Here is a 24,605-nt window from a genome sequence, read left to right as displayed (position 1 = left end):
TACGGGGAGAAGGTGCCCGAAGGGCGGATGAGGGGCAGCGCGAATTTCCATCGGAGGGGCGCCGCCCCTCACCTGCCTGCCGGCATCCTCTCCCCGTAAACGGGGCGAGGAAAGCTCAATGCCGATAATTCGAGCCTTCCTCGTCGAGGATCGCTTTCAGTTCGGCAAGATGCCGGTCGGCCTGGCCGGGATAGGCGTCGAGTTCGGCGGCCGTCTTCTCGGCGATCTCGTCCGACAGTACCCGCAGCGGCCGGCCCGTCCACAGGGCCTTGATGTAGGTCTCGGCGGCGCGCTCGAAATAGAACATGCGGTTGAAGGCGTCGGCCACGGTGTCGCCGATGACCAGCACGCCATGGTTGCCCATGACCATGACCTTGTTCTTCGGATCGGCCAGCAGCGCCGAGCAGCGCTCGCCCTCCTCCTCGAAGGCAAGCCCGCCATAATGGGCGTCAACGACATGGCGGTTGAAGAAGGTGGCGCAGTTCTGGTCGATCGGCGGCAGGCGCGAATCCGCCAGCGAGGCGAGCACGGTCGCGTGGATGGAATGGACGTGCATGACACAGCGCGCGTGGCGCACGTTGCGGTGGATGGCGCCATGCAGGCCCCAGGCGGTCGGGTCCGGCGCATCCGGCCCCGACAGGGTTTCGGGATCGTTGGCGTCGATCAGCAGAAGGTCGCTCGCCTTGACGCGCGAGAAATGCACCTGGTTCGGGTTCATCAGGAATTTCGTGCCGTCGTCATTGACGGCCAGCGAGAAATGGTTCGCCACCGCCTCGTGCATGTTGAGCCGCGCCGTCCAGCGGAAGGCGGCGGCCATGTCGGCGCGCTCCTCGGCGAACGGCAGGTTGGTGAGGTTCTCCTTGCGCAGACTGGCGACCGGCATCGGCGTGTTCTCCCGTTTGCCGCAGGATGACGCGCGGCGCCCGCGCGGGCAACCGGTTTCGGTTGGTGCAGCGGCGGGAGCGCGGCTCAGACGGGAAATGCGGAAAAGGCAAGCACCAGGAAGCCGGCGGCGATGAGCAGGCAGAGCGGCGAATAGAAGCGCCGGTCCAGCCGGGCGAAAGGCTGTTCGGGGGCAAGGCGCCGCCACCAGGGCGTGAAACCGAGGATGCCGCGCGCAAGGACCGCCAGGCCGATCATGACGGCGGTCGCCGCCAGCCCGGCGTGATCGAAGGGCGTGGCGAACACGCCTTCCAGCGCCAGCGGCCACAAAGTGACGAGGCACAGGCAGGCGGCCACGGCGAAGCAGGCGAAGGACGAGGGCATGGCATCGACGCCGCGGAAGCCGACCACGGCGCGGGCGCAAGAGGCGCCGTCGCGGCCCGGCCAGATGCCGCCGATGCCCCAATAGACATGGGCGGCAGTGATGAGAAGCAGGATCGCCGAGAGGACGAAAGCGAGCACAATCATGGGCGGAAGACCTCGTCAACCGGATTGGAGGGCGAAGTCGCGTCCGCCCCTCGGCAATCAGGCATGGTTGTGGCCGTAATGCGGATCGCCGGGAAGGCGGCCGAAGGCGTCGGGCTCGCCATGGCCGTGGTGATGGTCGTGCCCGCCATGGCCATGATGGTGGTCGTGATGCCCGTGCCCCTCATGGGCGCTGTGCAGCGGCCGGAAAGCCGCCGAGCCTTCCTTGACCTCGGCACCGAGCTTTTCCAGTGCGGCTCTGACGGCGGGATCGCGCAGGACGAGGATGCGGTCCTTGTCGACGGCGACGGCGAGATGCCGCTCGCCGAGATGCCAGGCGAGTTCGGCTAGATGGGCGCCGTCGCGGCCGCGCACCTCGTAGACCTCCTCGGCGGCGGCGGTGATGCCGACCTGGCGGCCGTCTTCCAGCACGAGGCGGTCGCCGTCTTCCAGCGTGACGGGTTCGAGCAGGTCGGCCAGAACCTTGTCGCCGCCCGCCAGCTCCACCACGCGGCGGCGCAACTGCCGCTCGTCATGGGCGAGCGCTGCGGTGTCGAAAGGCTGCGATGAGCCGGCATCGGCGGCGCGCACCACCGCCGTCGCACGCGGAAACTTGGTGAAATCCGTCTGGATGTTGAGTTTCACGGGGGGCGTTCCTCTTTTTGCCTGCCGCTAAACGATGGTGTCGAACAGGCGCAAAATCCACGACACCTGATAGACCAGCGCGGCGGCGACGAACAGGGCATGGAAACGCCGGTTGGAGGTCCATATCGCCGCAAGGCAGAGCAGGATGAAGACCGGCGTGCGCACCAGATACTCGCTGCCGAAGCGGGCGAAATGGGCCTCGCCCTTCATCAGCGTATCCGCGATATCGAGTACATAGGTCAGCGCCAGCAGGCCGAAGAACCACGCTCGCCGCTTGAAGAAGAAATCCTCGTAGCTGGCATAATCGTACAGAGAATCAGGAAACAGCAGCGCGCTGAGCAGGAAAAGCACGACGGCGTAGAAGATGATGAAGAGGTACTTGCCGAAGGTCCAGTCCTGGATGGCGTAGAGGCCGAATTCCCACCACCAGAAATGCACCAGCATGAGCAGGAGCAGGGCGACCCAGGCAAGATGCACCGGGTAGAGCTTGTACTGGTTCGGATGCTGGACGATGCGCGCCACGCCCGACAACAGCCGGGTGACGCCAAGGCCGACCACCATGCCCATGACGATGCGCAGGTGCGGGAAGATGTCGTGCGCGGAGGGAAGCGTTTCGGCGGGCATCGCGTCGCTCAGAAACTGCGGCCGTCGACCTTCTTGGGGTTGAGCCGGTCGGGCTCGACCCCCTCGAGGCAGCGGGCGTTGACGGCGATCATCGCCTTGCCGTCGGGCGTCGAGCCGCGGGCGAAGGACTGGATGCCGCAGACCTTGCAGAACAGGTGATGGATGGCGTGGCGGTTGAACAGGTACTCGCTCAGGCTGTCCTCGCCCGAAACCAGGGTGAAATCCTGCTCGGGCGCGAAAGTGAGGATGGAGCCCAGCCGCCCGCAGCGCGAGCAGTTGCAGCTTATGGTGTTGTCCAGATCGGCCGTCACCTCGTAGCGGACCGCGCCGCACTGGCAGCTTCCGTTGTAGCGCTGGGCACCCATCGTCTTCCTTTCCGGTTTTTCCCTGCCGTGTCGCGGTTGCGACAAGATTGCAGGGAACCATGCCGATCCCGTCCCGTTTCCGCAAGACGTCGGGAAGACCCGGCGCAAGGATCGGCATGAATTGAGGGAGAGTATCCTTGCATCACACTGCAAGACAAATCGCCATGGTATTGACCGCCTTCACCGCACTGGCATCGCCCGCCGCGGCCCAGAGCCTCGACGACACCACGGTCAAGAGCATCGTCGGCTCCGGCATCAGCGAGGAGGAGAAGACGGCGGCGGACGAACAGGCGAAGGTGCTGGCCGCCATCGACACCACGGCCGAGGCGACCAGCATGGTGCGCAAGACCTCCAGCGTCGATCATGTCGATATCGTCTTCCTCGCCGACACCGCCCGCAGCGAGGGCGGACCACCGCCCGAGATCGCCAAGAAGATCGAGCAGCACCGCGACGAGATCGCGCTGCTGCGCCAGGAGGTCGAGGCGAACGCGCTGCTCTACCACGCCATCGATTCCAAGCGCGTTCTGGTCGCCGACGTGCTCGCCGTCGCCTTCGACGGGCCGAAGAAGATCATCGTCTATGCCGCCGCCAAGCCGGCCGGCTGAGCCCTTCGCCGTGCGATCCGCCGTTGCGGACGGTTAAGCACGCGTCCGCTTTGTCGATATGGCTTGTTGCCTCCCGCGGTTTCGGTTTCTATACAGGGCCAAGCCTTCGGGCACCGCGTGGCATGGGGAAGGATGCGTATGGCTGACGAGCTGGCCCAGGATATCATCGCGAAGATCAAGGCTCATGCCGAGCCCGACGGCGAGGAAATCACGGAAAAGACCGAACTCACCGCGCTCGGCATCCACTCGCTTGAACTGACGGAGATCATCTTCGACCTCGAGGAGGCCTACGGCATCGAGATCGAGATGAGCACCTCCGACGCCTGGAGCAACCTGAAGAACGTCGGCGACATCGTCGAAGCCGTTCGCGCGCTGATCGCCAAGCAGAAAGCCTGATCGTCCTCCATGGCCGCACGCGTCGTCATCACCGGGCTGGGCGGCATCTGCGGCCTGGGTAGCAGCGCCGGGGCCATCTGGCAGGAAATGCGCGCCGGCCGCTCGGCCATCGGGCCGATCGAGAACCAGTCCCTGCATGACATCAAGGTCCGCACCGGCTGCGAGATCAAGGCCCTGCCGGAGCATGGGCTGGACCGCAAGCAGACCGTCTCGATGGACCGCTTCAGCCTGCTGGCCGTGCTCGCCGCCCGCGAGGCGCTCGAAAACTCGGGGCTGGAGCCCGGCAGGGTGGAGGGCCACCGCATGGGCGCCACCGTCGGGGTCGGCGTCTGCGGCTGGGAGGCGATCGAGGAGAACTACCGGGCGATCCTGACGGAAGGCCGCAACCGCGCCGGCATCTTCACCGTGCCGAAGGTGATGCCGGGTGCTGCGGCGGGCCAGGTCTCGATGGCGCTCGGCCTGCGCGGCCCGGTCTTCGGCGTCACCTCGGCCTGCGCTTCGGCCAATCATGCCATCGCCTCGGCGGTGGACCAGATCCGCGCCGGCCGCGCCGACGTGATGCTGGCCGGCGGCAGCGACGCGCCGCTGGTGTGGGGCGTCATGAAGGGCTGGGAGGCGCTGCGCGTGCTGGCGCCCGACACCTGCCGTCCCTTTTCCGCCGACCGCCAGGGCCTGTCGCTCGGCGAAGGCGCCGGCATGGCGGTGCTGGAAAGCTACGAGCATGCGACGGCGCGCGGCGCCACCATCCTTGCCGAACTCGCCGGCGTCGGGCTTTCGGCCGACGCCTCCGACATCGTGGCGCCGACCGTCGAAGGCCCCGAGCAGGCGATGCGCGCCTGCCTCAGGGACGCCGGCCTCAATCCGGAGGACGTCGACTACCTCAACGCCCACGGCACCGGCACCAAGGCCAACGACCAGATCGAAACGCAGGCGATCAAGCGCGCCTTCGGCGAGCATGCCTACAGCCTGTCCGTCTCCTCGACCAAATCCATGCACGCCCATTGCCTGGGTGCATCCGGCGCGCTGGAAATGATCGCCTGCGTCATGGCGATCCGCGAGGGGCTGGTGCCGCCGACGGCGAACTATCGCGAGCCGGACCCGGACTGCGACCTCGACGTGACGCCCAACGTGGCGCGCGAGCGCCCTGTCCGCGCTGCACTCTCCAACGCCTTCGCCTTCGGCGGCACCAACGCGGTGCTGGCCTTCAAGGCGGTCTGAGGGCGGCGCATCCGTTGCAAGACGCGGCGCGCGGATTTACCTAAAGTTCGCCCTCCCCGCATTCCTGCGCACCCCTTCAGGAGTTTCCCATGGCCGACCTTTCCGCTTTCCCGATCGCCTCGCGCTGGCCGGCCAGGCATCCCGACCGCCTGCAGCTCTATTCCGCGCCGACGCCGAACGGCGTGAAAGTGTCGATCATGCTGGAGGAGATCGGCCTGCCCTACGAGCCTCACTACGTCGACATCGGCAAGGACGAATCCTGGACGCCGGAGTATCTCGCGCTCAACCCGAACGGCAAGATCCCGGCGATCGTCGATCCGGACGGTCCCGACGGCAAGCCGTTCGGCCTGTTCGAATCCGGCGCCATCCTGCTCTATCTCGCTGAGAAGACCGGCAAGCTTTTGCCGGCCGACGCCGCCCTTCGCTACGAAACAATCCAGTGGGTGTTCTTCCAGATGGCGGCGATCGGGCCGATCTTCGGCCAGGTCGGCTTCTTCCACAAGTTCGCCGGCCGCGAGATCGCCGACAAGCGGCCGCTGGAGCGCTACGCCACCGAATCGCGGCGGCTGATCGGCGTGCTGGAGACGCGCCTGACCGGCCGGCCGTGGATCGCCGGCGACGACTACACCATCGCCGACGTGGCGACGCTGGGCTGGGTGCGCAACCTGATCGGCTTCTACGAGGCGCGCGACCTCGTCGGCTTCGACGATTTCCCGACAGTCGCGAAATGGCTGGAGCGGGGGCTTGCCCGGCCGGCGGTGCAGCGCGGGCTGACGATCCCGGCGAAGGGCTGACGCGGCCCTTCCTAAAGCGTGTCGCGATCTTTCAGATCCGCTCCCACGCTTTAGATTCTCGATTTTATGCATGTCTTTGTCCCGAAACCGGGTCCCACTTTCGGGAGACATGCTTTAACGGCAAAAGGCACCTACTTGGCCGACTTGTCATCCTTGCGCTTGCGCGAGGGCGTAGCCAGCTTGGCCGTCGCCACCACGGCGCCGACGGCAACCGCCGCCGTCGTCTTGGCGACCCGCGCCACCTTGGCGACGACGGAACCGTCACCGCTTTCGGAAGAACGGGAGGCGGCCTTGCGGACGGCGCTTTTCGACGCTGCCGGCTTGGCGGCCTTGGCCTCGGTCGCAGGCACAACCCGTTTCGGCGCGGCCTTGCCGAAGGCCGGCTTGGCATCCTTCGAGCGTTCGGCCACCGCCGGGCCGGCGCCGGCCCGCGTCTGGGTGACCTTGCCGGCGCTCTTGCCCGTTCCTTTGCCGGCCCCTGCCTTGGCGGCACGCGGCGCGGCCTTCTTCACATTCGCAGCCATGACATCCCTCGTCGTTCGGCAGGATCGCCGTTTGCCGATAACGGCAGAGGCGCGGCAAGGTTCCTGCGGCTCAGTCCCAGGCGCCGACGACCAGGTCGGCCGCCCGCCGGCGGGCCAGCACGCGCTCGATGTTGGGCATGTCGTTGGAGGCGATCCAGTTGGCGGCGTCCTCGTCGCTCCTGCCGTGCTCGTGCCAGCGCCGGCGCAACCGCAGTTCCAGTTCGTTGCGCGGCACGTCGACGAAGACGGAAAAGTCGAACAGCGGCGCCAGCCGAGACCACGGCGCCTCGTCGAGCAGCAGGTAGTTGCCCTCGACCAGGATGAAGCGGGTGTTTGCGCCGACGATCGCCGCGGCGGCGCGCGACAGTTCCATCGAACGGTCGAAGACCGGAACGGCGACGTCCGGTTCGCCGGCGCGAATGCGCTTCAGAAGCGTCTCGAAACCGGCGAAGTCGAACGTCTCGGGCGCTCCCTTGCGGGCGCGCTGCCCGCGCCGTTCGAGCACGGCGTCGTCGAAGTGGAAGCCGTCCATCGGCACCACCTCGGCGCCGTGCTCGGCCAGCACGTCGTGGAGAGCGGCCGACAGCGTCGACTTGCCCGATCCCGGTGGACCGGCGATGGCGACGACGAAGCGGGAGGCCTTGCCGGCGCGCTTGAACAGGGTGGCGGCGATATGGGCGATCTCGGACATGGCGATGGCCTCGGGTTCGAGCCTTCGGCGACCGGAAGGCTCCGGGTTTCCACATGCGTTGCCGTGGCGGATGGTTGCACATCCCAACGCCTGCCGGCAACGGCGGTTCCCGTCAGGTGGCCCCTGCGGCGCGCAGGAAGCCGCCGTCATGGGGAATGTCGCGCGTCCCGCCGTCGGCGAAAGCCAGTTCCAGATGCCGGGGCCGTACCGTCACCGACAGCGGCGGCTCGCCGCCGTCGAGCGGCACGACGCCGACGACCTGCCGGAAGGCGATGCGGCGGCCTTCAGCGAGGTCGAAGGCGGTCGGCACGCCTTCGCGCTTGAGCCAATTGTCGCCCAGCGAGGCGGCATGGCCGATGGCCGCGCGGCCGTCCTCGATGCCGAGCACGCCGCGATGGCGGCCGTTCCACGGCGCATAGTCGCGGCCGCCGTTGGAGATCCACAGCATCGTCACCGGCAATTCGGCCGGATTCTTCAGCACAAGCACGAGGTCCTTTTCCGCCCGCCGCGCCACCGCCGTCCAGCCGGGGCCGCCATGGCCGGCCTCGACCAGCGTGACGAAATCTTCGTGGCGACGGTCCATGCGGTAGTCCGTCAGGTCGGTGGTGCCGCCGGCCGCGGCCGGGAAGGCTGCGAGATCGTGCGTGCGCGCCGGATAGGCGAGCAGATAGCGGCCGCGCGCCGGGTCCGGCTCCGTCGCGTCGGCCGGCGTCGCCGCGACGCGCTTCGGCGAAAAGGCGAGCCGGCCACCGTCCTTCATCACCGTCATGGTATGATGGGCGACCGAGATGGCGCCCTGCCCGCCGACGAAGGCATGCTCCTGGTAGAGGAAGGGATGGCCGTCGCGCAGCGTCAGCGTCTTTTCCACCGTCGCGCCCATGACGGTGCGGGCGAGCCGGAAGGTCGCGCGCCAGCCGCCTTCTATTGCCGCGCTTTCCACAACGGCCCATGGGCTGTTCGCCGGCCAGCCGTGCAGCGGTGCTTTCTCGACGTCGGCGACGGAAAAGGGCGCGCAGAGGAAATCGCCGGAAAGACGGACGACGCCTTCGGGCAGGTCCGGCGGCAGCGTCTCGCGCGGCTCCTCGATCCACGGCGCGCGATGCAGCGGTTCGAGGGTGCGCCCGTCCGCCTCGATCGCCATTTTTGCGATGTGGCCGACGGCAAGGTCGAGCGAAACCGAAATGCCGCGCGCCGCGATGGTGACGGTGTCCATGGGGCCTCCCGAATCGCTGGATCGCCAGAAGACGCTTTCCGCGATGACCGTGCAAGCCGGTCGAAGCGTGCGGCGCATTAACCAAATGGACGCGGGGATTGGCTTAGGTTAGAGGGAAGTTCGTCAACGTTCCGTCAGAAAAGCCAGCCTTGCCGATCCTGAGCCTGCTCGCCCGCCGAAGCCTCGCGGCCCTCCTCGTCCTGGTCTTCCTGGCCGGCTGTACCGCCGCCACGCCGCCCGAGCGCGTGCTTGCCGTGCCCGCGCCGCCGCAGAAATACGCCGCCATCGTGGTCGACGCCAGGACCGGCAAGACGCTGTTCGAGGCCAACTCGACCCAGCCGCGCTATCCCGCCTCGCTGACCAAGATGATGACGCTCTACCTTCTGTTCGAGGCGCTGGAGAGCGGCCGCGTCACCAGGGACACGCAAATCCCCGTCTCGGCGCATGCCGCCTCGCAGCCGCCGACCAAGCTGCGCTTCAAGCCCGGCGAGACGATCGACGTCGATTCCGCCATCCGCGCGCTGGTGGTGAAATCCGCCAACGACGTCGCGGTCGCGGTGGGCGAATATCTCGCCGGCTCGGAGGAGGCCTTCGCCGCCGCCATGACCGACAAGGCGCGGCGGATCGGCATGCGGGCGACCGTCTTCCGCAACGCATCCGGCCTGCCCGACGACGGCCAGCACACGACGGCACGCGACATGGCGGTGCTCGGCATGGCGCTACGCAAGCACTTCCCGCAATACTATTCCTATTTTTCCGCCACCGACTTCATGTTCCGCGGCCGGCTGGTGCGCGGCCACAACGATATGCTCGGTCGGGTGCGCGGCGTCGACGGCATCAAGACCGGCTACATCCGCGCCTCCGGCTTCAACATCGTCACCTCCTACAATGCCGACGGCCGGCAGATCGTCGTGGTGGTGATGGGAGCCGACAGCGCCCGCCAGCGCAACGACCACGCCGAGGCTTTGCTGCAACGCGCGCTGTCGCCGGGCGGCGGCAGGACGGAACTGGTGTTTTCCGACCAGGGGACTGCGGCGGCCTACTGACGCCGGCGCGGGGTCATCGAACCCTGGCGCAGATACCCCCACCCCTGTCCCCTCCCCGCAAGGGGGAGGGAGACGCTGACGCCGCCCGCTCGCTCAAAACCGCTTGGGTCGAATTGTGGCGCCATTGCGGAATCCCCTCCCCCTTTCGGTGAGGGGTTAAGGGTGGGGGTACTGCGCCATGGACGATCTTCTCACCCCAGCAGGGTGCGCGTCAGGGCGTGATCCCGATCGGCAAGGCCTTCGATGACGCTGAAATGATGCCGGTCGGGCTCGACCACGGCGGCGGTCGTGGCGCCGAGGCCGGTCCAGACGTTCGCCAGCAGCGCGTTCTGGCGCAGGAACTCGCCGCGCTCGCCGCCGCCCACCCAGCAGGTGATGCGGGCGCCGGCCATCGGCCTGAGCAAGGCTGGGCTCTCGGCCAGCGCCTCGGCCTCGTCGAGGTGCAACGTTTCGTTCATCCCGGTCGTCATCAGCGGACGCAGGTCGTGCACACCGGAGATCGAAACGGTGTTGCGGATGCGGGCCTGCACGGCGGCCGGCAGCGGCGTGGTGACCGAGACCATGCGGCTCGCCAGATGGCCGCCGGCGGAATGGCCGGTCAGCACGACCGGGCCGGGCACGAGGCCGGCGGCCTTTGCAATCGCCGCGCCGACCTCGCGCGAGATGTCGGCGATCCGCGCATCCGGGCACAACGTGTAGGAGGGCATGGCCACCGCATAGCCGCGTTTCACGGCACCGCGCGCCAGATGCGACCACGAGCCCTTGTCGAACGCCATCCAGTAACCGCCATGGATAAAGACGGCGAGGCCGGCGGGCGTGCCCTGCGGCAGGAACAGGTCGAGGCGGTTGCGCTCGCCGGACCCATAGTCGATGTCCAGCCTGGCGCGGCCTGCCGCCGCAAGCTCGTCGCGAAAGGTCTTCGCCTGCTTCGCCCAGAGATCGGGCAGGTCCTCGCTGCCGACGATGTGGGGGCTGTTGGCGTAGGCGTCGTCCCAATCGCCGATCTGTCGTTCGAGCACCGGCGTCCTCCCTTCGGTATCCCAACACGGCAGCAATGAACGGCCTGCGTGGAGCCGTCAATGCACCACGGCGAAAAACTTTATGCTTGAAATAACACGGTCGCGGTGCGATGGTCAGCGATCAGCCGAGTGGGAGGTTTGGCTGTGTCACCCGCAAGACAGACCGACGGCGCCCTTTGCCTTCGCAAGGCGTCGTTTCCCGGCCTTCCGAGCCGGATGCGAGCGGCCCCGCACCTCTTCACGCAAGACATTTTCCCAGGAACCGGCATACTGATGCCGTGACCGGATCGACAAGGGCAACCGCAGAATGCTTGGACCGTCAGCGCATACCGACACCTTCACGCGTGACAACCTGCCGCCGGCGGACCAGTGGCCGGCCTTCCTGCTCGACGGCTTCCAATATCCCGACCATCTCAACGCAGGCGTCGAGCTGACCGACCGCATGGTCGACAAGGGCTTCGGCGACCACACGGCGCTGATCGGCAACGGCCGGCGGCGCACCTACAAGGAACTGTCGGACTGGACCAACCGGCTGGCGCATGCGCTGGTCGAAGACTACGGCGTCAAGCCGGGCAATCGCGTGCTTATCCGCTCGGCCAACAACCCGGCCATGGTGGCCTGCTGGCTGGCCGCCACCAAGGCGGGCGCGGTGGTGGTCAACACCATGCCGATGCTGCGTGCCGGCGAGCTTGCCAAGATCGTCGACAAGGCGGAGATCTCGCTGGCGCTTTGCGACACGCGGCTGATGGACGAGATGGTCGCCTGCGCCAAGGACAGCGCCTTCCTGAAGAAGGTCATCGGCTTCGACGGCACCGCCAACCACGACGCCGAACTGGACCGCGTAGCACTCTCCAAATCCGTGCGCTTCGAGGCGGTGAAGACCGGCCGCGACGACGTCGCCCTGCTCGGCTTCACCTCCGGCACGACCGGCGTGCCGAAGGCGACCATGCATTTCCATCGCGACCTGCTCATCATCGCCGACGGCTATGCGAAGGAGGTGCTCGGCGTGACGCCCGACGACGTGTTCGTCGGCTCGCCGCCGCTCGCCTTCACCTTCGGCCTCGGCGGGCTGGCGATCTTCCCGCTGCGCTTCGGCGCCACGGCGACGCTCTTGGAAAACGCCTCGCCGCCGAACATGATCGAGATCATCGAAACCTATAAGGCGACCATCTCGTTCACCGCGCCGACCGCCTACCGGGCGATGATGAAGGCGATGGATGAGGGCGCCGACCTGTCGTCGCTGCGCGTCGCCGTCTCGGCCGGTGAGACGCTGCCCGGCCCGGTGTTCGAGGAATGGGTGGAAAAGACCGGCAAGCCGATCCTCGACGGCATCGGCGCGACGGAAATGCTGCACATCTTCATCTCCAACCGCTTCGAGGACATGAAGCCGGCCTCGACCGGTAAGCCGGTCGGCGGCTACGAGGCGCGCATCGTCGACGAGGAGATGAACGAAGTGCCGCGCGGCACGGTCGGCAGGCTGGCGGTGCGCGGCCCGACCGGCTGCCGCTACATGGCCGACGACCGGCAGCTCAACTATGTGCGCGACGGCTGGAACCTGACCGGCGATTCCTTCTACCAGGACGAGGACGGCTTCTTCCATTTCGCCGCCCGCTCGGACGACATGATCGTCTCGGCCGGCTACAACATCGCAGGGCCGGAAGTGGAAGCCGCCCTGCTTGCCCATGAAGCGGTGGCCGAATGCGCCGTCATCGGCGCTGCCGATACCGACCGCGGCCAGATCGTCGAGGCTTATGTCGTGCTCGCCAAGGGCGCCGTCGGCGACGCGCTGATGGTCAAATTGTTGCAGGACCACGTCAAGGCGACCATCGCGCCCTACAAATATCCGCGCTCGGTCAGGTTCGTCGACGCACTGCCGAAGACGCAGACCGGCAAGATCCAGCGTTTTCGCCTGCGCGCGGAGGAAACGAAGTGAGCAAGCCCTACGATCCTTCCACGGAAGGGGCGCAGATGTCGTTCAAGGACCGCATGTCCTACAGCGACTATCTCGGCCTGGAAAAGGTTCTGACCGCGCAGGCGCCGCTATCGACCGCGCATGACGAGATGCTGTTCATCATCCAGCACCAGACCTCGGAGCTGTGGATGAAGCTGGCGCTGCACGAGATCAGGGCGGCGATCGCCTCGATCCGCGCCGACAGGCCGGAACCCAGCTTCAAGATGCTGACGCGCGTGGCGCGCATCTTCGAGCAGCTCAACAACGCCTGGGACGTGCTGCGCACGATGACGCCCAGCGAGTACACCGAGTTCCGCGGCGCGCTCGGCCAGTCCTCCGGCTTCCAGTCGTGGCAATACCGCGCCATCGAATTCCTGGCCGGCAACCGCAACCTTGCCATGCTCGGCCCGCACCGGCACCGGCCGGACCTGATGGAGAAGCTGGAAGCGATTCTTGCACAGCCATCGCTCTACGACGAGGCGATCCTGCTGCTCGGCCGCAGCGGCTTCGACATCGGCGCCGACGCCAACCGCTCCGACTGGCGCGAGACGCGGGCCGAGAGCGAGGAAGTGCTTTCAGCCTGGCAGAAAGTCTACAGCGACCCGCAGCGCTACTGGACGCTCTACGAACTGGCCGAGAAGCTGGTGGATTTCGAGGACTATTTCCGCCGCTGGCGCTTCAACCACGTCACCACGGTCGAGCGCATCATCGGCCTCAAGCGCGGCACCGGCGGCACCGGCGGCGTCTCCTACCTCAGGAAGATGCTGGAGGTCGTGCTGTTTCCCGAGCTGTGGAACGTGCGCACGCGGCTGTGAGGGTTGGGGCTGCTCGCTCCTCTCCGAAAGACAGGGGCGCATCACCCCCTCTCCGTCTCGGCTTCGCCGAGCCACCTCTCCCCCCGTTCCGGAGGGAAAGGATGGGAGCCAAGCTGGACGCCTATCCTCTCCCCTCACGAAGTGGGGGAGAGGTGGCTCGGCGAAGCCGAGACGGAGAGGGGGAGGACGACGCAAGAGAAGTACGGTGCGTTACGCGATTATCATTTCCGAAGATGGGATCACGTCACCGCCGCCCGCACCGCGAAGCGCGGGTCCTTCCAGGCGCCTGTGTTCAGCACATTCACCAGCACGTCCACCGCCTTCCAGACGTCGGCGTAGCCGATGTAGAGCGGCGTGAAGCCGAAGCGCAGGGTGGACGGGGCGCGGAAGTCGCCGATGACGCCACGCGCGATCAGCGCCTGCATGACGGCGTAGGCATTGTCCTGCGTGAACGAGACCTGGCTGCCGCGCTTCGACCCGTCGCGCGGGCTTTCCAGCTCAAGTCCATGGCCGGCGCAGCGCGCCTCCACCAGCTCGATGAACAGGTCGGCCAGCGCGATGCTCTTTTTGCGCAGCGCCTGCATGTCGACCTCGTCCCAGACATCGAGCGCGCCTTTGAGCGCCCTGAGCGACAGCATCCCTTGCGTGCCGCACTGGAAGCGGCGGATGCCGGCATCGGCATCATAGCCCTGCTCGAAGGCGAAGGGCCGTGCGTGGCCCCACCAGCCGGAAAGCGGCTGGCGCGTCTCGGCCTGGTGGCGCTTGGCCACATAGATGAAGGCCGGCGCACCCGGTCCGCCGTTGAGGTACTTGTAGGTGCAGCCGACGGCGAAATCGGCGCCGCACGCATCGAGCTCGACCGGCAGGGCGCCGGCGGAATGGCACAGGTCCCACACCACCAGCGCGCCGGCGTCGTGCGCGCGCTTGGTGAGCGCCGCCATGTCGCGCAGTTCGCCCGACTTGTAGTTGACGTGGTTGATCAGCACCACGGCGACCGTGTCGTCGATCAGGTCCTCGATGGCCGGTGCGTCGACGCCTTCCAGTTTGAGCCGAGCGCCCGGCCGCGTGGCGGCGACGCCCTCGGCCATGTAGAGATCGGTCGGGAAGGAGCCGCCCTCGGCGACGATGCCATTACGGCCGGGGCGCAGGCCCATCGCCGCATGCAACGCCTTGTAGATGTTGATCGAGGTGGTGTCGGTCACCACCGTCTGGCCGGCGGCGGCGCCGATCAGGCGGCCGATGCGGTGGCCCAGCTCCAGCGGCATGTCGAACCAGCCGGCGGTGTTCCAGCTGCGGATCAGGCCCTCGCCCCATTCCTGCCGCGCCGCGATATCGACCTCGGCAAACACCGTCGGCGAAGCAGCCCCCAGCGAATTGCCGTCGAGGTAGATGACGCCTTGCGGCAGCACGAAGCGGGTGCGCATGGAGCGCAGCGGATCGGCGGCGTCCATGGCCTCGGCGGCGGCGAGATCGACGGATCGGGTCATTGCGGTTTCTCTTCTATTCGCGGATGGTTTCGCGCTCGGGCAGCGGGCCGCGGCTGCGGCCGAGCGTGGGAGCCGCCAGCATGATGAGCACGAACAGGCCGGTGGCGAGCTTGAGGTCGGGCGGCGGCATGCCGGCGGCAAGGCAGACCGAGACAAGCTGATAATAGACCACCGCGCCGACGAAGGGGGCGGCGAGCTGGCGCAGCACCGTCTGCTTGCCGACGATCGCCTCGCCGATCATCAGCGCGGCAAGGCCGTTGATGAGGATGCCGAGGCCCATGTTGACGTCGGCGAAGCCCTGGCTCTGGACCATCAGCGCGCCGCTGGTGGCGGAAAAGGCGCTGGCGAGGCCGATGCCGCCGATGGTGGCGGCCCAGACGTTGATGCCTTGCGCCTCGGCCATGTCGGGATTGGCGCCGACGGCGCGGATGGCCGTGCCTTTCTCCGTCTTGAAATAGAAATTGAGGACGAGGAAGACGACCAGCGCGATCAGGCCTGCGATGACGATTTTCGACGCCGGGAAGCCCGGCCTCATGAACGGCGCCCAGTCGAACACGGTCGGCTGGCCGAACACCGACAGGTTCGACTTGCCCATGATCCTCAGGTTGACCGAATAGAGCATGGTCAGCATCAGGATACCGGCGAGCAGGGTGTGGATGCGGAAGCGCAGATGGATGATGGCCGTGCAGCAGCCGGCGGCGAAACCGGCGACGAGCGCGGCCGCGATCGCCGTCAGCGGCCCGGCGCCGGCTGCCAGCAGCACGCCGCAGACGCAGCCGCCGAGTGGAAAGGCGCCCTCGCTGGTCAGGTCCGGGAAGTTCAGCGTCCTGAACGGGATCATGATGCCCAGCACCACGAAGGACAGGATCAGGCTCTGCGCCAGGGTGACGGGGATGAGCGAGATGAAGCTCTCGACGGTCGTCTGGATGAAATCCATGGGTCTCTAGCTCGCAAGCAGCATGCGGTCGGTCTTGACGGCGAAATGACCGATGAGATCGGCGACGGTGACGTCGGCCTTCTCCTGCCCGGAAATTTCGAGGCGCACCTTGCCGGCGTCGAGCATGACGACGCTGTGACCGAAATCGACGGCGTGCTGCATGTTGTGGGTCACCATCAGCGTGGTCAGCTTCAGCGCGTCCACCGCGCGCACCGTCGCCTGCATGACGATGTCGGCGGTGCGCGGATCGAGCGCCGCCGTATGCTCGTCGAGCAGCAGGAGGTCCGGCTTGCCGCCGACGGCCATGATCAGCGACAGCGACTGGCGCTGGCCGCCCGAAAGCAGGTCGACGCGGGTGTTGAGACGGTTTTCCAGCCCCAGCCCGAGCAGCGCCAGCCGTTCCTTGTAGTCGGCCAGACGCTTGACGTTGAGACCCTGGCGAAGGGTGCGCTTCGTCGCCCTCAGCTCCGCCAGAAGCATGTTCTCGGCCACCGTCATGGAGGCGGCGGTGCCCCTCATCGGGTCCTGGAAGACGCGCGCCAATCTTACCGCACGCTTGTAGACAGGCAGGCCGGAGACGTCGTCGCCGTTGATGACGATGCTGCCGGAATCGAGCACCAGCGCGCCGGAAATGGCGTTGAGCATGCTCGACTTGCCGGCGCCGTTCGAGCCGATGACGACGGCGAACTCGCCGGTGGCGAGCTTCAGGTCGAGCCCGTCGAGCGCCACCTTCTCGTCCGGCTGGCCGCGGTGGAAGACCTTGCGCGCCGATCTGATCTCAAGCATCCGTCCCTCCCAGAACGGTGGCGGCGGCGCCGGGAGCGCCGCCGCGATTGATGTGAAGGACCGAAATCAGTCGACGATGCAGCCGCAATCGGCCAGCGAAGCCGGGATCTCGATGCCGAAATCGGCCATCGCCTTCTTCGAGATGGTCGGCGCGTGGTCCTCGTAGGCGGGACGCGACGGCGGGATCTCCTTGGGGTCCTTGCCCTTGAGGATCTCGACGGCGATCTTGCCGGCATTGATGCCGACCTGGGTGTAGTTGACCGCGAAGGAGGCCGGCACGATGTCCTTGCGCACGGCGCCGTCGTCGGAATTGACGATGGGGATGCCGGCCTGGCGGGCGGCGGCCGAGACGGCGGCGATGGCCGGCTGCAACAGGTTCGAGGCGGGTGTATAGATGACGTCCACCTTGCCGGCCAGCGAGGCGATGCGCTGCTGGATGTCGTTGACGTTGTCGACGCCGACCTCGACCACCTCGAAGCCCGCCGCCGGCGCCACTTCCTTGATCTTGGCGACCAGCGCCACGTCGTTGGCCTCGCCCGGATTGAAGGGCACGCCGAAACGCTTGGCGTTGGGCAGGAGCTTCTTGGTGAAGGCCATGACGGCAGCCATATCCTGCAGGTCGGTGGCGCCGGTCATGCCTTCGTCACCCGCTTCCCACGAGGGAACGAGCTTGGCCGCGACCGGATCGGTCACCGCCGCGAAGACGATCGGAATGCCGGAGCCGGCCAGCGCCTTCTTGGCGATCTGCGAGACCGGGGTGGTGATGGTGTACATCAGCTTCGGGTTCTCGGCCTGCAGCTTGGCGATCATCTGCGGCACCAGCGAAGCATCGAAATTGGTGTGGCTCTCGCTGTAGACGACGTCCTTGCCCTCGGCATAGCCGCTGTCGGTCAGCGCCTGCTTGAAGCCGGCGATGGCGGCGTTGAGCTGCGGATGCTCGCCGAAATTGGCGATGCCGATCTTGATCGGGTCGGCGGCGGCGGTGGCGAGGCTTGCGGCGAACGCGCCAGCCACGATCAGGCCCGACAACAGGCCCGTCTTGAACTTCTTCATGAACTCCTCCCATGGTCCACGCCGCCATTGCCATGGCAGCTTGCCCGCAACATGAGCAGGTTCCGGCGGCTGCGTCAACATTATATATATTTCTTGCCGATAGCGCCCATGATATATAATCCTTCGTCGGTCTGGGGGCAGCGGAGACTGCGATGGACGACCGCAAGGAACGCGCGACGAAGACGGAGACGGCCTATCGGCTGCTGCGACGCGACATCCTCACGGCGCGGCTGATGCCGGGCGCCGCGCTCAAGCTCGCCATGCTGGGAGAGGCCTACGGCGTCGGGTGGACGCCGTTGCGGGAGGCGCTGTCCAGGCTGGAGGCCGAGCGCCTCGTCACCGCCGTTTCCAATCGCGGCTTCGCCGTCGCGCCTGTCTCGCGCCATGAGCTGGAGAACCTCTCCCGCGCGCGCCTGGTGGTCGAGGTGCCGCTGCTGATGGAATCGGTGGAAAAGGGCGGCAGCGACTGGGAGGAAGCGGTGGTGACGACGCACTACCGGCTGTCGCGCTGCAAGACGGCGCTGGAGGACCCGTCCGACGCGGCGATCGACGCCTGGGACGAATGCCACGAAGCTTTCCATGCCGCGCTCATCGGCGCCGCCGACGCCGGTTGGCTGATGCGCTTCCGCGCGACCATCTCGGACCAGTTGCGACGCCACCATCGCGCGCTCAGCCTGACGCCGGCCGTGCGCGCCGCCGCCGCGGGCCACAAAGGCGGCTCGGAGGACGCCATGGCGGCGCTCAGGGAAGCCCAGTCCATCGGCTCGCACACGGCGCTGATGCAGGCCGCGCTCGACCGCGACCTGGAGCGGACGAAGGCGCTGATGATCGACCACATCGGCTTTACGCTCAACGTCTATACGCGCACGGCGGAAGGCGGGTTGGAGCTCATGGCCAGGCCGGCCGCCGAGTGACCCGCCGCCCGACGCTCGCCGAAATCGAGGCCGCGCGCGACCGGCTGGCGCCTCATATCACCCGCACGCCACTCGTCCCTCTCGACCTCGGCCTGCCGGACCGGAAAATCTTCCTCAAGCTGGAAACGCTGCAGCCGATCGGCGCCTTCAAGATCAGGCCGGCTCTGAATGCGCTGCTGTCGCGCGACCGCGCAGCACTCGCTTCCGGCGTTGCCGTGGCAAGCTCCGGCAACATGGCCTACGGCATGGCCGCGGCGGCGGGCCTGCTCGGCGTGCCGATGGCCGCCTACATGGTTTCCGGCGCGCCGAAGACGAAGATCGAGGGCGTGCAGCGGCTAGGCGGCGCGGTGCGCTTCATCTCGATGGAGACATGGTGGCAATACATCGTCAAGGCCGAACGTCCGGACGCGCCCGAACTTCTGATCAATCCCGTCACCGACCAGGCGGTGCTTGCCGGCAACGGCACGATCGGGCTGGAGATCGTCGAGGACCTGCCGGAGGTCGACGTCGTCGTGACGCCCTACGGCGGCGGCTCGCTGACCACCGGCGTCGCCAGCGCCGTCAAGGCGCTGCGGCCGCAGGCGACGGTGCTGGCGGCGGAGGACGAGAACGCCGCACCGGCGACGGCGGCATTGGCCGCCGGGGGAAAAATCGTCGAGATCCCGACGCGGCCATCCTTCGTCAAGAGCATCGGCGGACCGTCGCTGGTGCCGCAACTCTGGCCGGTGGCGCGAACGCTGATCGACGGCGCGGTTGCCGTCAGCCTGGAGCAGATCACCGCCGCGATGCGGATGCTGTTCTCCAAGGCGAAGGTGGTGGCCGAAGGCGCGGGTGCGGCCTCACTGGCGGCCGCCCTCACCGACGAGCGCGCCAAGGGAAACGTCGTGTGCGTGATTTCGGGCGGCAATATCGATGCCGACGCCTATGCGACCGTTCTGGCCGGCGGCATTCCGCGGCCGTGACAAACCGGGCTGCGCTACGCCCGTTCGATGGTGCTATCCGTGCGGAAAAGCGGCCTTACGCGACTTGCTCGACGTGCTCGACTTCCGGCACGAAATGCCGAAGCAGGTTCTGGATGCCGTGCTTGAGCGTCGCGGTAGAGGACGGGCAGCCGGCGCAGGCGCCCTTCATATGCAGGAAGACGGTGCCCTTTTCATAGCCGCGGAAGGTGATGTCGCCGCCGTCCTGCGCCACGGCCGGGCGCACGCGCGTGTCCAGCAGTTCCTTGATGGTGACGACGATCTCCTCGTCTTCCTTGTCGTAGAACTCCTCGCCATTTTCCTCGACATGAGAGGAGCCGGAATTGGCCATCACCGGCTGGCCGGACATGAAATGCTCCATGATGGCGCCGAGGATGGCGGGCTTCAAATGCTGCCAGTCCGGACCGTCCTTGGTGACGGTGATGAAATCGTAGCCGAAGAAGACGCCGGTGACGCCGGGGATGGAGAACAGGCGCGCGGCCAGCGGCGAAGCCTCTGACGCGGTCGCCGCGTCGCGGAAATCGGCGGTGCCGTCGCGCAGGACCTCCTTGCCGGGCAGGAACTTCAGCGTCGCCGGATTGGGGGTCGATTCGGTCTGGATGAACATCGCCGTCTCCACGCCCGCCTGGGGCGATACAGTTTGGAATAATTCTAAATAGACCCGATCGGGCGCCGGTTCAAGCGAAACAAGCGACCCTGTCGAGGCGCATATAGGTGCCGGCGCGGGCTCAGGCCAGATTGTCGAGGTCCTCGTCGGACAGATTCTGCGGCACGACGGTGACGGGGATGGGGAAGGCCGCGCCCTTGCCGGCAACGGAGGTGACCAGCGGCCCCGGCCCTTCCTTTCCGGCGCCGGCGGCAAGCACCAGGATGGCGATGTCCTGGTCCTCCTCGATCAGCTTGTGGATTTCCTCGACCGCCTTGCCCTCGCGCACCACCAGTTCCGGCTCGATGCCGAGCGTCGAGCGGATCTTGGCCGCCTGGGTGTCGAGCGCCGCACGCGCCGTGGCGGTCGCCTCCTCGCGCATGATCTTTTCCACGCCCAGCCAATGCTGGAAGTCGTCCGGCTCGATGACGTAGAGCAGGACGAGTACGCCGCCGGTGTTCTGCGCCCGTCTCGAGGCATAGGCGGCGGCGCGCTCGCCTTCCGGCGTCGCATCGACGATCGAAAGGAACTTGCGCCGGTGCCCGGCTTGGCGGCTGAGGCGTTTGGAGACCATGCTATCCGTGAAAAGTGGTGTGGAGGCCCGACAATCTGCCACCCGCGCCAGTCGGCGGCAAGCGGGTGGCTGTCAGGATATTTCCCGGCATGAGCGCCTGAACGGTCAGTCCTGCACCAGGCCGATGATGTCGCGTACCGTCTTCATCGTCTCCTCGGCCAGCGCACCGGCGCGCTCGCCGCCGTCCTTCAGCACGGCGTCGACATAGGCGGTGTCGGCCATGATGCGGCGCATCTCGGACGCCACCGGGGCGAGCTTTTCCACCGCGAGGTCGGCCAGAGCCGGCTTGAAGGTGGAAAACTGCTGGCCGCCGAACGCCTTCAGGACGTCTTCCTTGGAGATGTCGGCAAGCCCGGCATAGATGCCGACGAGGTTCTTCGCCTCGGGCCGGCTTTCCAGGCCCGCCAGTTCGCTCGGCAGCGCGTCGGGATCGGTTTTGGCCTTCTTGATCTTCTTCGAGATCGCGTCGGCGTCGTCGGTGAGGTTGATGCGCGACAGGTCCGACGGATCCGATTTCGACATCTTCTTGGAACCGTCGCGCAGGCTCATGATGCGCGCCGCCGGCCCGCCGATCACCGGCTCGGTGAGCGGGAAGAAGCCGTTGACCGTCTCGTCGCCGACCTGCATCTCGACGCCGACACCGAGGTCGGCGATGCGGCCGGAGAAGTCGTTGTTGAATTTCTGGGCGATGTCGCGCGTCAGTTCCAGGTGCTGCTTCTGATCCTCGCCGACCGGCACATGGGTGGCGCGGTAGACGAGGATGTCGGCGGCCATCAGGCTCGGATAGGCGAGCAGGCCGAGCGAGGCGTTCTCGCGGTCCTTGCCGGCCTTGTCCTTGAACTGCGTCATGCGGTTCATCCAGCCGATGCGCGCCACGCAGTTGAAGATCCAGGCAAGCTCGGCGTGCTGCTTCACCCGGCTCTGGTTGAAGACGATGTGCTTCTTCGGATCGATGCCGGAGGCGAGGAAGGCGGCGGTGATCTGGCGCGTCTGGTCGGCGAGGTCGTCATAGACCATCTGCGCGGTCAGCGAATGCAGGTCGACGACGCAGTAGATGCAGTCGTACTCGTCCTGCAGGGCGACGAACTTGCGGATGGCCCCGAGATAGTTGCCGAGATGGAGGTTGCCGGTGGGCTGGACGCCCGAGAAGACGAGCTGCCGGAACGGCGAAGTCTGATCGGTCATTTTCAAGTTTCCTTGGCTTGTGGAGGGCCGTTTCGCACGCGGCGAAATTTCGGACGCGCGGGCTTATGAACCAAGTCGCGGGGTCAGGCAAGGGTTTCGGCATCGCCGTCCGCCCGGGCGAGCTTCGCTGAAAGAAAAACAGCGCGTGCAGAAAACCTTTTGCTTACCATGCGGCATGGCAAGGCTTGCCGGCCGAATGGGTGCGTGCTTTCCTCCGGTTGCTTTTTTATTGATGGATGCAACCATGCGTTTAATGACTGCCTTGGCAATCACACTTTCGTTCACCGCGACGGCTGTCCTGGCCGATCCGGGGACCGACCTCAAGAAAGCCGACCAGGCGCTGAACCAGACCTTCAAGAAAATCCAGAAGCGGCTTGACGACGACGCCGGCGGCAAGGCGCGGCTCGTGAAAGCGCAACGGGCATGGATCGCGTTCCGCGATGCCGAATGCACCTTCCAGTCCAGCGGAGACGACGGCGGGTCCGCGGCGCCCATGGTTGCCGCCGGCTGTCGGGCAGACCTGACCAACGACCGCACGAAACAGTTGAAAGCATACCTGAACTGCCAGGAAGGCGATCTTGCTTGCCCGGTTCCTTCGGAATGACCATGAGCAGCAAGATGCCGAATTTCAGAATGAGATATGTGCTGCTCGCCCTGGTGCCGCTGGCCGTCGCCGGCTGCGTCAGCGCCGAAGACCAGCGTGCGATGGATCAGGAAAAGTGTGCGTCCTTCGGCTACCGGCCAGGGACCGACAGCTTCGCCGACTGCATGATGAAACAGAGCGTGCAGCGCGACGACGACGAACGGCGTTTCGAGGATCGCATGGAACGGCGGGACCGCGAGCGCAGGGAGGCGCGCCGCAGACAGGACGACGTGATCGATACCCGGCCGAGCTACGACAGGGACGGCAATCCGAATTTCGACACCCAGGGCAACTACCAGGGATGCCGTGACATAGGGTGCGAGGTCGACAACCCCGACGATGACAACTGAAGGCTGGCGGCCGACAGATGACGCCCGTTTGGGGAGCGGAAAACTCCGGACGCCGGCTCACGGGTCCGGAGACGGATTCATGACCTGCGCCTTGCCGCCCCGCCGCATGTTGCGGCGGATCATGCCGATATCGGCACCGCCGATGGCGAAAGCGAGCGCGAAATAGAGCACGGCACCGGCGCCCGACAGCAGCGCCAGCGTCGCCGCCTTGGTGACGAGGCGGGCCGAGGACGACAGTTCCGCCGCCAGCCAGCCTTGCGCATACCACAGAGCCGCGCCCATCAGCGCCGCCGAGAGCACGAGGCGCGGGATGCGCTTCATCAGCGCCGCTTCCCTGCCCCAATGGCCGCGCCGCACCAGCACGAACAAAAGCATGCCGGCATTGAGCCAGCCGGCGACGGCCGAGGCCACCGCAATGCCCGGCGCACCCATGGACGGAAACAGCGCGAGCGCCGTCGCCACGTTCACCGCCACTGAGACGGCGGCGAAGACCATCGGCGTCTTGGTGTCCTCGCGGGCGAAATAACCGGGCGTGAAGGCCTTTATAAGCACGAAGGCCGGCAGGCCGAGGCCGAAGATGGCGAGGATCGCCGCCACCGTCGGCGTCGAATTGTTGGCGGCGAAGGCGCCGCGCTCGTAGAGCACGCGTACGATCGGCTCGGCCATGACCAGAAGTGCGGCCGCCGCCGGCAGGGTCAGGAACAGGGTGAACTCGACCGAACGGTTCTGCAGGTTGGCCGCCTCGACCTCGTTGCCGGATTTCAGCGCCCGCGACAGTTCCGGCAACAGCACGATCGCCACGGCTATGCCGACGACGCCGAGCGGCAGCTGGTAGACGCGGTCCGCCAGCGCCAGCGAGGAAACCGCGCTGGCCTGCGTGGAGGCGATGGCCGTGCCGATCAGCGTGTTGATCTGGGTGATGCCGCCGGTGACCGCCGCGGGCAGGGCCAAAAGCAGCAGCCGCTTGACGCCCGGCGTCAGCCGCGGCCGGCGAAAACCGATGGAAATGCCGGCATGGCGCGCCGCGATCCAGACGATGGCGAGTTGCACGACGCCCGCCGCCATGACGCCCCAGGCCATCCAGTGGCCGACGGCCAGCCCGTCGGCGCCGCTGCGCCAGGCCCAGTAGAGCACGCCGATCAGGATGACATTGAGGAACACCGGCGCGATCGCTGCGGCGAAATAGCGGCGCAGCGAGTTCAGCATGCCGGCCATCATCGAGGCCAGCGACATGCACACCAGATAGGGGAACATGACGGTGGCGAGCGCAACGGTCAGGTCGTATTTTTCCGGATCGCCGGTGAAACCGGGCGCGATGATGGTGCTGACGAGGAACGGCATCGCCAGTTCCATGGCGATGGTGAGCACGATCAACGCCGAGAACAGCACGCCGAACACTTCCTCGGAAAAGCGCTTGGCGCCGTCCATGCCGCCGGCCTCGATCTCCTTGGCGAACAGCGGCACGAAGGCGGTGTTGAACGCACCCTCGGCGAACAGGCGGCGGAAGGTGTTGGGGAACTGGAAGGCGGCGTAGAAGGCGTCCGCCACCGGCCCGGTGCCAAGCGCCGCCGCCATCAGCATCTCGCGGGTGAAGCCGAGGATGCGGCTCATCAGCGTGCCGGACGCGACGGTGGCGAATTTCTTTATGAGGCTCATCGTGCGTCCTTCGAGGCTCGCTTCGCTCGCACCTCAGGATGAGGACCGTAAGTACGGTTCATTCGAAGTCCGAAAAGATCG

At 66.8% G+C, this 24,605-nt stretch carries 28 protein-coding genes; 11 read left to right on the top strand and 17 right to left on the bottom strand.

Features of this window, described 5'->3' with window-relative positions:
- Window positions 1-115: 115 nt before the first annotated feature.
- The 5 genes from FGU64_RS16640 to FGU64_RS16620 form a co-directional block, all read right to left on the bottom strand.
- Entirely contained in the window at window positions 116-883 is a 768-nt protein-coding gene (locus FGU64_RS16640; protein ID WP_136354446.1) for a class II aldolase and adducin N-terminal domain-containing protein, read from the bottom strand.
- Window positions 884-969: 86 nt separating this feature from the next.
- Window positions 970-1,410, bottom strand: a complete 441-nt coding sequence (locus FGU64_RS16635; RefSeq protein ID WP_136354444.1) for a DUF3995 domain-containing protein — start codon at window positions 1,408-1,410, stop codon at window positions 970-972.
- Window positions 1,411-1,467: 57 nt separating this feature from the next.
- A complete protein-coding gene (locus FGU64_RS16630) occupies window positions 1,468-2,052 on the bottom strand; it encodes an urease accessory protein UreE (protein WP_139954185.1) in 585 nt (194 codons plus the stop codon).
- Window positions 2,053-2,079: 27 nt separating this feature from the next.
- On the bottom strand, window positions 2,080-2,676 hold the full coding sequence (locus tag FGU64_RS16625; protein ID WP_136354440.1) for a hypothetical protein: 597 nt from the start codon (window positions 2,674-2,676) through the stop codon (window positions 2,080-2,082).
- A gap of 8 nt (window positions 2,677-2,684) precedes the next feature.
- Complete coding sequence (locus FGU64_RS16620; protein ID WP_136354438.1) at window positions 2,685-3,041, bottom strand: GFA family protein; 357 nt, start codon at window positions 3,039-3,041, stop codon at window positions 2,685-2,687.
- Between the two features lie 164 nt (window positions 3,042-3,205).
- Between FGU64_RS16620 and FGU64_RS16615 the strand changes: the two genes are divergently transcribed.
- The 4 genes from FGU64_RS16615 to FGU64_RS16600 all read left to right on the top strand — a co-directional run bounded on the left by FGU64_RS16615 (window position 3,206) and on the right by FGU64_RS16600 (window position 6,054).
- Entirely contained in the window at window positions 3,206-3,646 is a 441-nt protein-coding gene (locus tag FGU64_RS16615) for a hypothetical protein (protein WP_139954184.1), read from the top strand.
- Between the two features lie 138 nt (window positions 3,647-3,784).
- Complete coding sequence (locus tag FGU64_RS16610) at window positions 3,785-4,042, top strand: acyl carrier protein (RefSeq protein ID WP_136354434.1); 258 nt, start codon at window positions 3,785-3,787, stop codon at window positions 4,040-4,042.
- 9 nt (window positions 4,043-4,051) lie between these two features.
- A complete protein-coding gene (locus FGU64_RS16605) occupies window positions 4,052-5,260 on the top strand; it encodes a beta-ketoacyl-[acyl-carrier-protein] synthase family protein (RefSeq protein WP_139954183.1) in 1,209 nt (402 codons plus the stop codon).
- Between the two features lie 89 nt (window positions 5,261-5,349).
- A complete protein-coding gene (locus FGU64_RS16600; RefSeq protein WP_139954182.1) occupies window positions 5,350-6,054 on the top strand; it encodes a glutathione S-transferase N-terminal domain-containing protein in 705 nt (234 codons plus the stop codon).
- A 131-nt stretch (window positions 6,055-6,185) separates the two neighbouring features.
- On the opposite strand, the gene FGU64_RS16595 is transcribed toward FGU64_RS16600, so the two are convergent.
- The 3 genes from FGU64_RS16595 to FGU64_RS16585 form a co-directional block, all read right to left on the bottom strand.
- Window positions 6,186-6,578: a hypothetical protein gene (locus FGU64_RS16595; protein WP_246671140.1), complete on the bottom strand. Its 393-nt coding sequence runs from the start codon at window positions 6,576-6,578 to the stop codon at window positions 6,186-6,188.
- Window positions 6,579-6,648: 70 nt separating this feature from the next.
- A complete protein-coding gene (locus FGU64_RS16590; protein ID WP_139954181.1) occupies window positions 6,649-7,269 on the bottom strand; it encodes a nucleoside triphosphate hydrolase in 621 nt (206 codons plus the stop codon).
- Between the two features lie 112 nt (window positions 7,270-7,381).
- On the bottom strand, window positions 7,382-8,482 hold the full coding sequence (locus FGU64_RS16585) for a hypothetical protein (RefSeq protein ID WP_139954180.1): 1,101 nt from the start codon (window positions 8,480-8,482) through the stop codon (window positions 7,382-7,384).
- Window positions 8,483-8,631: 149 nt separating this feature from the next.
- Between FGU64_RS16585 and FGU64_RS16580 the strand changes: the two genes are divergently transcribed.
- On the top strand, window positions 8,632-9,528 hold the full coding sequence (locus FGU64_RS16580; protein ID WP_139954179.1) for a D-alanyl-D-alanine carboxypeptidase family protein: 897 nt from the start codon (window positions 8,632-8,634) through the stop codon (window positions 9,526-9,528).
- 191 nt (window positions 9,529-9,719) lie between these two features.
- Here FGU64_RS16580 and FGU64_RS16570 read toward each other — a convergent pair whose 3' ends face one another.
- Complete coding sequence (locus FGU64_RS16570; RefSeq protein WP_139954178.1) at window positions 9,720-10,547, bottom strand: alpha/beta hydrolase; 828 nt, start codon at window positions 10,545-10,547, stop codon at window positions 9,720-9,722.
- 307 nt (window positions 10,548-10,854) lie between these two features.
- On the opposite strand from FGU64_RS16570, the gene FGU64_RS16565 reads away from it, so the two are divergent.
- Window positions 10,855-12,480, top strand: coding sequence for an AMP-binding protein (locus tag FGU64_RS16565; protein ID WP_139954177.1), 1,626 nt, complete (start codon window positions 10,855-10,857; stop codon window positions 12,478-12,480).
- Window positions 12,477-13,313, top strand: a complete 837-nt coding sequence (kynA, locus tag FGU64_RS16560) for a tryptophan 2,3-dioxygenase (RefSeq protein WP_139954176.1) — start codon at window positions 12,477-12,479, stop codon at window positions 13,311-13,313. Before FGU64_RS16565 ends, kynA begins: the two co-directional genes overlap by 4 nt.
- A 239-nt stretch (window positions 13,314-13,552) precedes the next feature.
- On the opposite strand, the gene kynU is transcribed toward kynA, so the two are convergent.
- The 4 genes from kynU to FGU64_RS16540 all read right to left on the bottom strand — a co-directional run bounded on the left by kynU (window position 13,553) and on the right by FGU64_RS16540 (window position 17,576).
- On the bottom strand, window positions 13,553-14,800 hold the full coding sequence (gene kynU, locus FGU64_RS16555; protein WP_139954175.1) for a kynureninase: 1,248 nt from the start codon (window positions 14,798-14,800) through the stop codon (window positions 13,553-13,555).
- 13 nt (window positions 14,801-14,813) lie between these two features.
- A complete protein-coding gene (locus FGU64_RS16550; RefSeq protein WP_136354414.1) occupies window positions 14,814-15,737 on the bottom strand; it encodes an ABC transporter permease in 924 nt (307 codons plus the stop codon).
- A gap of 6 nt (window positions 15,738-15,743) precedes the next feature.
- Window positions 15,744-16,523 (bottom strand): ABC transporter ATP-binding protein, encoded by a 780-nt coding sequence (locus tag FGU64_RS16545; protein WP_139954174.1) that lies wholly within the window; start codon window positions 16,521-16,523, stop codon window positions 15,744-15,746.
- Between the two features lie 66 nt (window positions 16,524-16,589).
- Window positions 16,590-17,576 (bottom strand): ABC transporter substrate-binding protein, encoded by a 987-nt coding sequence (locus tag FGU64_RS16540; RefSeq protein ID WP_139954173.1) that lies wholly within the window; start codon window positions 17,574-17,576, stop codon window positions 16,590-16,592.
- 152 nt (window positions 17,577-17,728) lie between these two features.
- Here FGU64_RS16540 and FGU64_RS16535 point away from each other — a divergent pair, with 152 nt between their 5' ends.
- Complete coding sequence (locus tag FGU64_RS16535) at window positions 17,729-18,490, top strand: GntR family transcriptional regulator (RefSeq protein WP_139954172.1); 762 nt, start codon at window positions 17,729-17,731, stop codon at window positions 18,488-18,490.
- Window positions 18,487-19,452 carry a pyridoxal-phosphate dependent enzyme gene (locus FGU64_RS16530; RefSeq protein WP_139954171.1) on the top strand — a complete coding sequence of 322 codons (966 nt, stop codon included), beginning with the start codon at window positions 18,487-18,489 and terminating at the stop codon, window positions 19,450-19,452. The genes FGU64_RS16535 and FGU64_RS16530 overlap by 4 nt, the downstream gene beginning before the upstream one ends.
- Window positions 19,453-19,507: 55 nt before the next feature.
- Here the strand turns inward: FGU64_RS16530 and FGU64_RS16525 are convergent, their stop codons facing one another.
- The 3 genes from FGU64_RS16525 to trpS form a co-directional block, all read right to left on the bottom strand.
- A complete protein-coding gene (locus FGU64_RS16525; RefSeq protein WP_139954170.1) occupies window positions 19,508-20,077 on the bottom strand; it encodes a NifU family protein in 570 nt (189 codons plus the stop codon).
- Window positions 20,078-20,198: 121 nt separating this feature from the next.
- Complete coding sequence (locus FGU64_RS16520) at window positions 20,199-20,690, bottom strand: universal stress protein (protein ID WP_136354404.1); 492 nt, start codon at window positions 20,688-20,690, stop codon at window positions 20,199-20,201.
- A 105-nt stretch (window positions 20,691-20,795) separates the two neighbouring features.
- A complete protein-coding gene (gene trpS, locus FGU64_RS16515; RefSeq protein WP_139954169.1) occupies window positions 20,796-21,875 on the bottom strand; it encodes a tryptophan--tRNA ligase in 1,080 nt (359 codons plus the stop codon).
- Window positions 21,876-22,020: 145 nt separating this feature from the next.
- Between trpS and FGU64_RS16510 the strand changes: the two genes are divergently transcribed.
- Window positions 22,021-22,479, top strand: coding sequence for a lysozyme inhibitor LprI family protein (locus FGU64_RS16510; protein ID WP_246671139.1), 459 nt, complete (start codon window positions 22,021-22,023; stop codon window positions 22,477-22,479).
- Between the two features lie 14 nt (window positions 22,480-22,493).
- On the top strand, window positions 22,494-22,868 hold the full coding sequence (locus tag FGU64_RS16505) for a hypothetical protein (protein WP_139955416.1): 375 nt from the start codon (window positions 22,494-22,496) through the stop codon (window positions 22,866-22,868).
- A 57-nt stretch (window positions 22,869-22,925) separates the two neighbouring features.
- Here FGU64_RS16505 and murJ read toward each other — a convergent pair whose 3' ends face one another.
- Window positions 22,926-24,524, bottom strand: a complete 1,599-nt coding sequence (murJ, locus tag FGU64_RS16500; protein ID WP_139954168.1) for a murein biosynthesis integral membrane protein MurJ — start codon at window positions 24,522-24,524, stop codon at window positions 22,926-22,928.
- Window positions 24,525-24,605: the final 81 nt, after the last annotated feature.

Source organism: Mesorhizobium sp. 8 (assembly GCF_006351905.1).
GTDB lineage: Bacteria > Pseudomonadota > Alphaproteobacteria > Rhizobiales > Rhizobiaceae > Mesorhizobium > Mesorhizobium composti.
Note: the sequence above shows the minus strand (reverse complement) of the source record. Positions and strands in the feature narration are given on the sequence as shown.

What these genes read in the sequence shown, in the direction of transcription:
- FGU64_RS16640 (WP_136354446.1), bottom strand. Translation starts at nt 883, where the DNA reads ATGCCGGTCGCCAGTCTGCGCAAGGAGAACCTCACCAACCTGCCGTTC.
- FGU64_RS16635 (WP_136354444.1), bottom strand. Translation starts at nt 1,410, where the DNA reads ATGATTGTGCTCGCTTTCGTCCTCTCGGCGATCCTGCTTCTCATCACT.
- FGU64_RS16625 (WP_136354440.1), bottom strand. Translation starts at nt 2,676, where the DNA reads ATGCCCGCCGAAACGCTTCCCTCCGCGCACGACATCTTCCCGCACCTG.
- FGU64_RS16620 (WP_136354438.1), bottom strand. Translation starts at nt 3,041, where the DNA reads ATGGGTGCCCAGCGCTACAACGGAAGCTGCCAGTGCGGCGCGGTCCGC.
- FGU64_RS16615 (WP_139954184.1), top strand. Translation starts at nt 3,206, where the DNA reads ATGGTATTGACCGCCTTCACCGCACTGGCATCGCCCGCCGCGGCCCAG.
- FGU64_RS16610 (WP_136354434.1), top strand. Translation starts at nt 3,785, where the DNA reads ATGGCTGACGAGCTGGCCCAGGATATCATCGCGAAGATCAAGGCTCAT.
- FGU64_RS16605 (WP_139954183.1), top strand. Translation starts at nt 4,052, where the DNA reads ATGGCCGCACGCGTCGTCATCACCGGGCTGGGCGGCATCTGCGGCCTG.
- FGU64_RS16600 (WP_139954182.1), top strand. Translation starts at nt 5,350, where the DNA reads ATGGCCGACCTTTCCGCTTTCCCGATCGCCTCGCGCTGGCCGGCCAGG.
- FGU64_RS16595 (WP_246671140.1), bottom strand. Translation starts at nt 6,578, where the DNA reads ATGGCTGCGAATGTGAAGAAGGCCGCGCCGCGTGCCGCCAAGGCAGGG.
- FGU64_RS16590 (WP_139954181.1), bottom strand. Translation starts at nt 7,269, where the DNA reads ATGTCCGAGATCGCCCATATCGCCGCCACCCTGTTCAAGCGCGCCGGC.
- FGU64_RS16585 (WP_139954180.1), bottom strand. Translation starts at nt 8,482, where the DNA reads ATGGACACCGTCACCATCGCGGCGCGCGGCATTTCGGTTTCGCTCGAC.
- FGU64_RS16565 (WP_139954177.1), top strand. Translation starts at nt 10,855, where the DNA reads ATGCTTGGACCGTCAGCGCATACCGACACCTTCACGCGTGACAACCTG.
- kynU (WP_139954175.1), bottom strand. Translation starts at nt 14,800, where the DNA reads ATGACCCGATCCGTCGATCTCGCCGCCGCCGAGGCCATGGACGCCGCC.
- FGU64_RS16550 (WP_136354414.1), bottom strand. Translation starts at nt 15,737, where the DNA reads ATGGATTTCATCCAGACGACCGTCGAGAGCTTCATCTCGCTCATCCCC.
- FGU64_RS16545 (WP_139954174.1), bottom strand. Translation starts at nt 16,523, where the DNA reads ATGCTTGAGATCAGATCGGCGCGCAAGGTCTTCCACCGCGGCCAGCCG.
- FGU64_RS16540 (WP_139954173.1), bottom strand. Translation starts at nt 17,576, where the DNA reads ATGAAGAAGTTCAAGACGGGCCTGTTGTCGGGCCTGATCGTGGCTGGC.
- FGU64_RS16535 (WP_139954172.1), top strand. Translation starts at nt 17,729, where the DNA reads ATGGACGACCGCAAGGAACGCGCGACGAAGACGGAGACGGCCTATCGG.
- FGU64_RS16525 (WP_139954170.1), bottom strand. Translation starts at nt 20,077, where the DNA reads ATGTTCATCCAGACCGAATCGACCCCCAATCCGGCGACGCTGAAGTTC.
- FGU64_RS16520 (WP_136354404.1), bottom strand. Translation starts at nt 20,690, where the DNA reads ATGGTCTCCAAACGCCTCAGCCGCCAAGCCGGGCACCGGCGCAAGTTC.
- trpS (WP_139954169.1), bottom strand. Translation starts at nt 21,875, where the DNA reads ATGACCGATCAGACTTCGCCGTTCCGGCAGCTCGTCTTCTCGGGCGTC.
- FGU64_RS16505 (WP_139955416.1), top strand. Translation starts at nt 22,494, where the DNA reads ATGCCGAATTTCAGAATGAGATATGTGCTGCTCGCCCTGGTGCCGCTG.
- murJ (WP_139954168.1), bottom strand. Translation starts at nt 24,524, where the DNA reads ATGAGCCTCATAAAGAAATTCGCCACCGTCGCGTCCGGCACGCTGATG.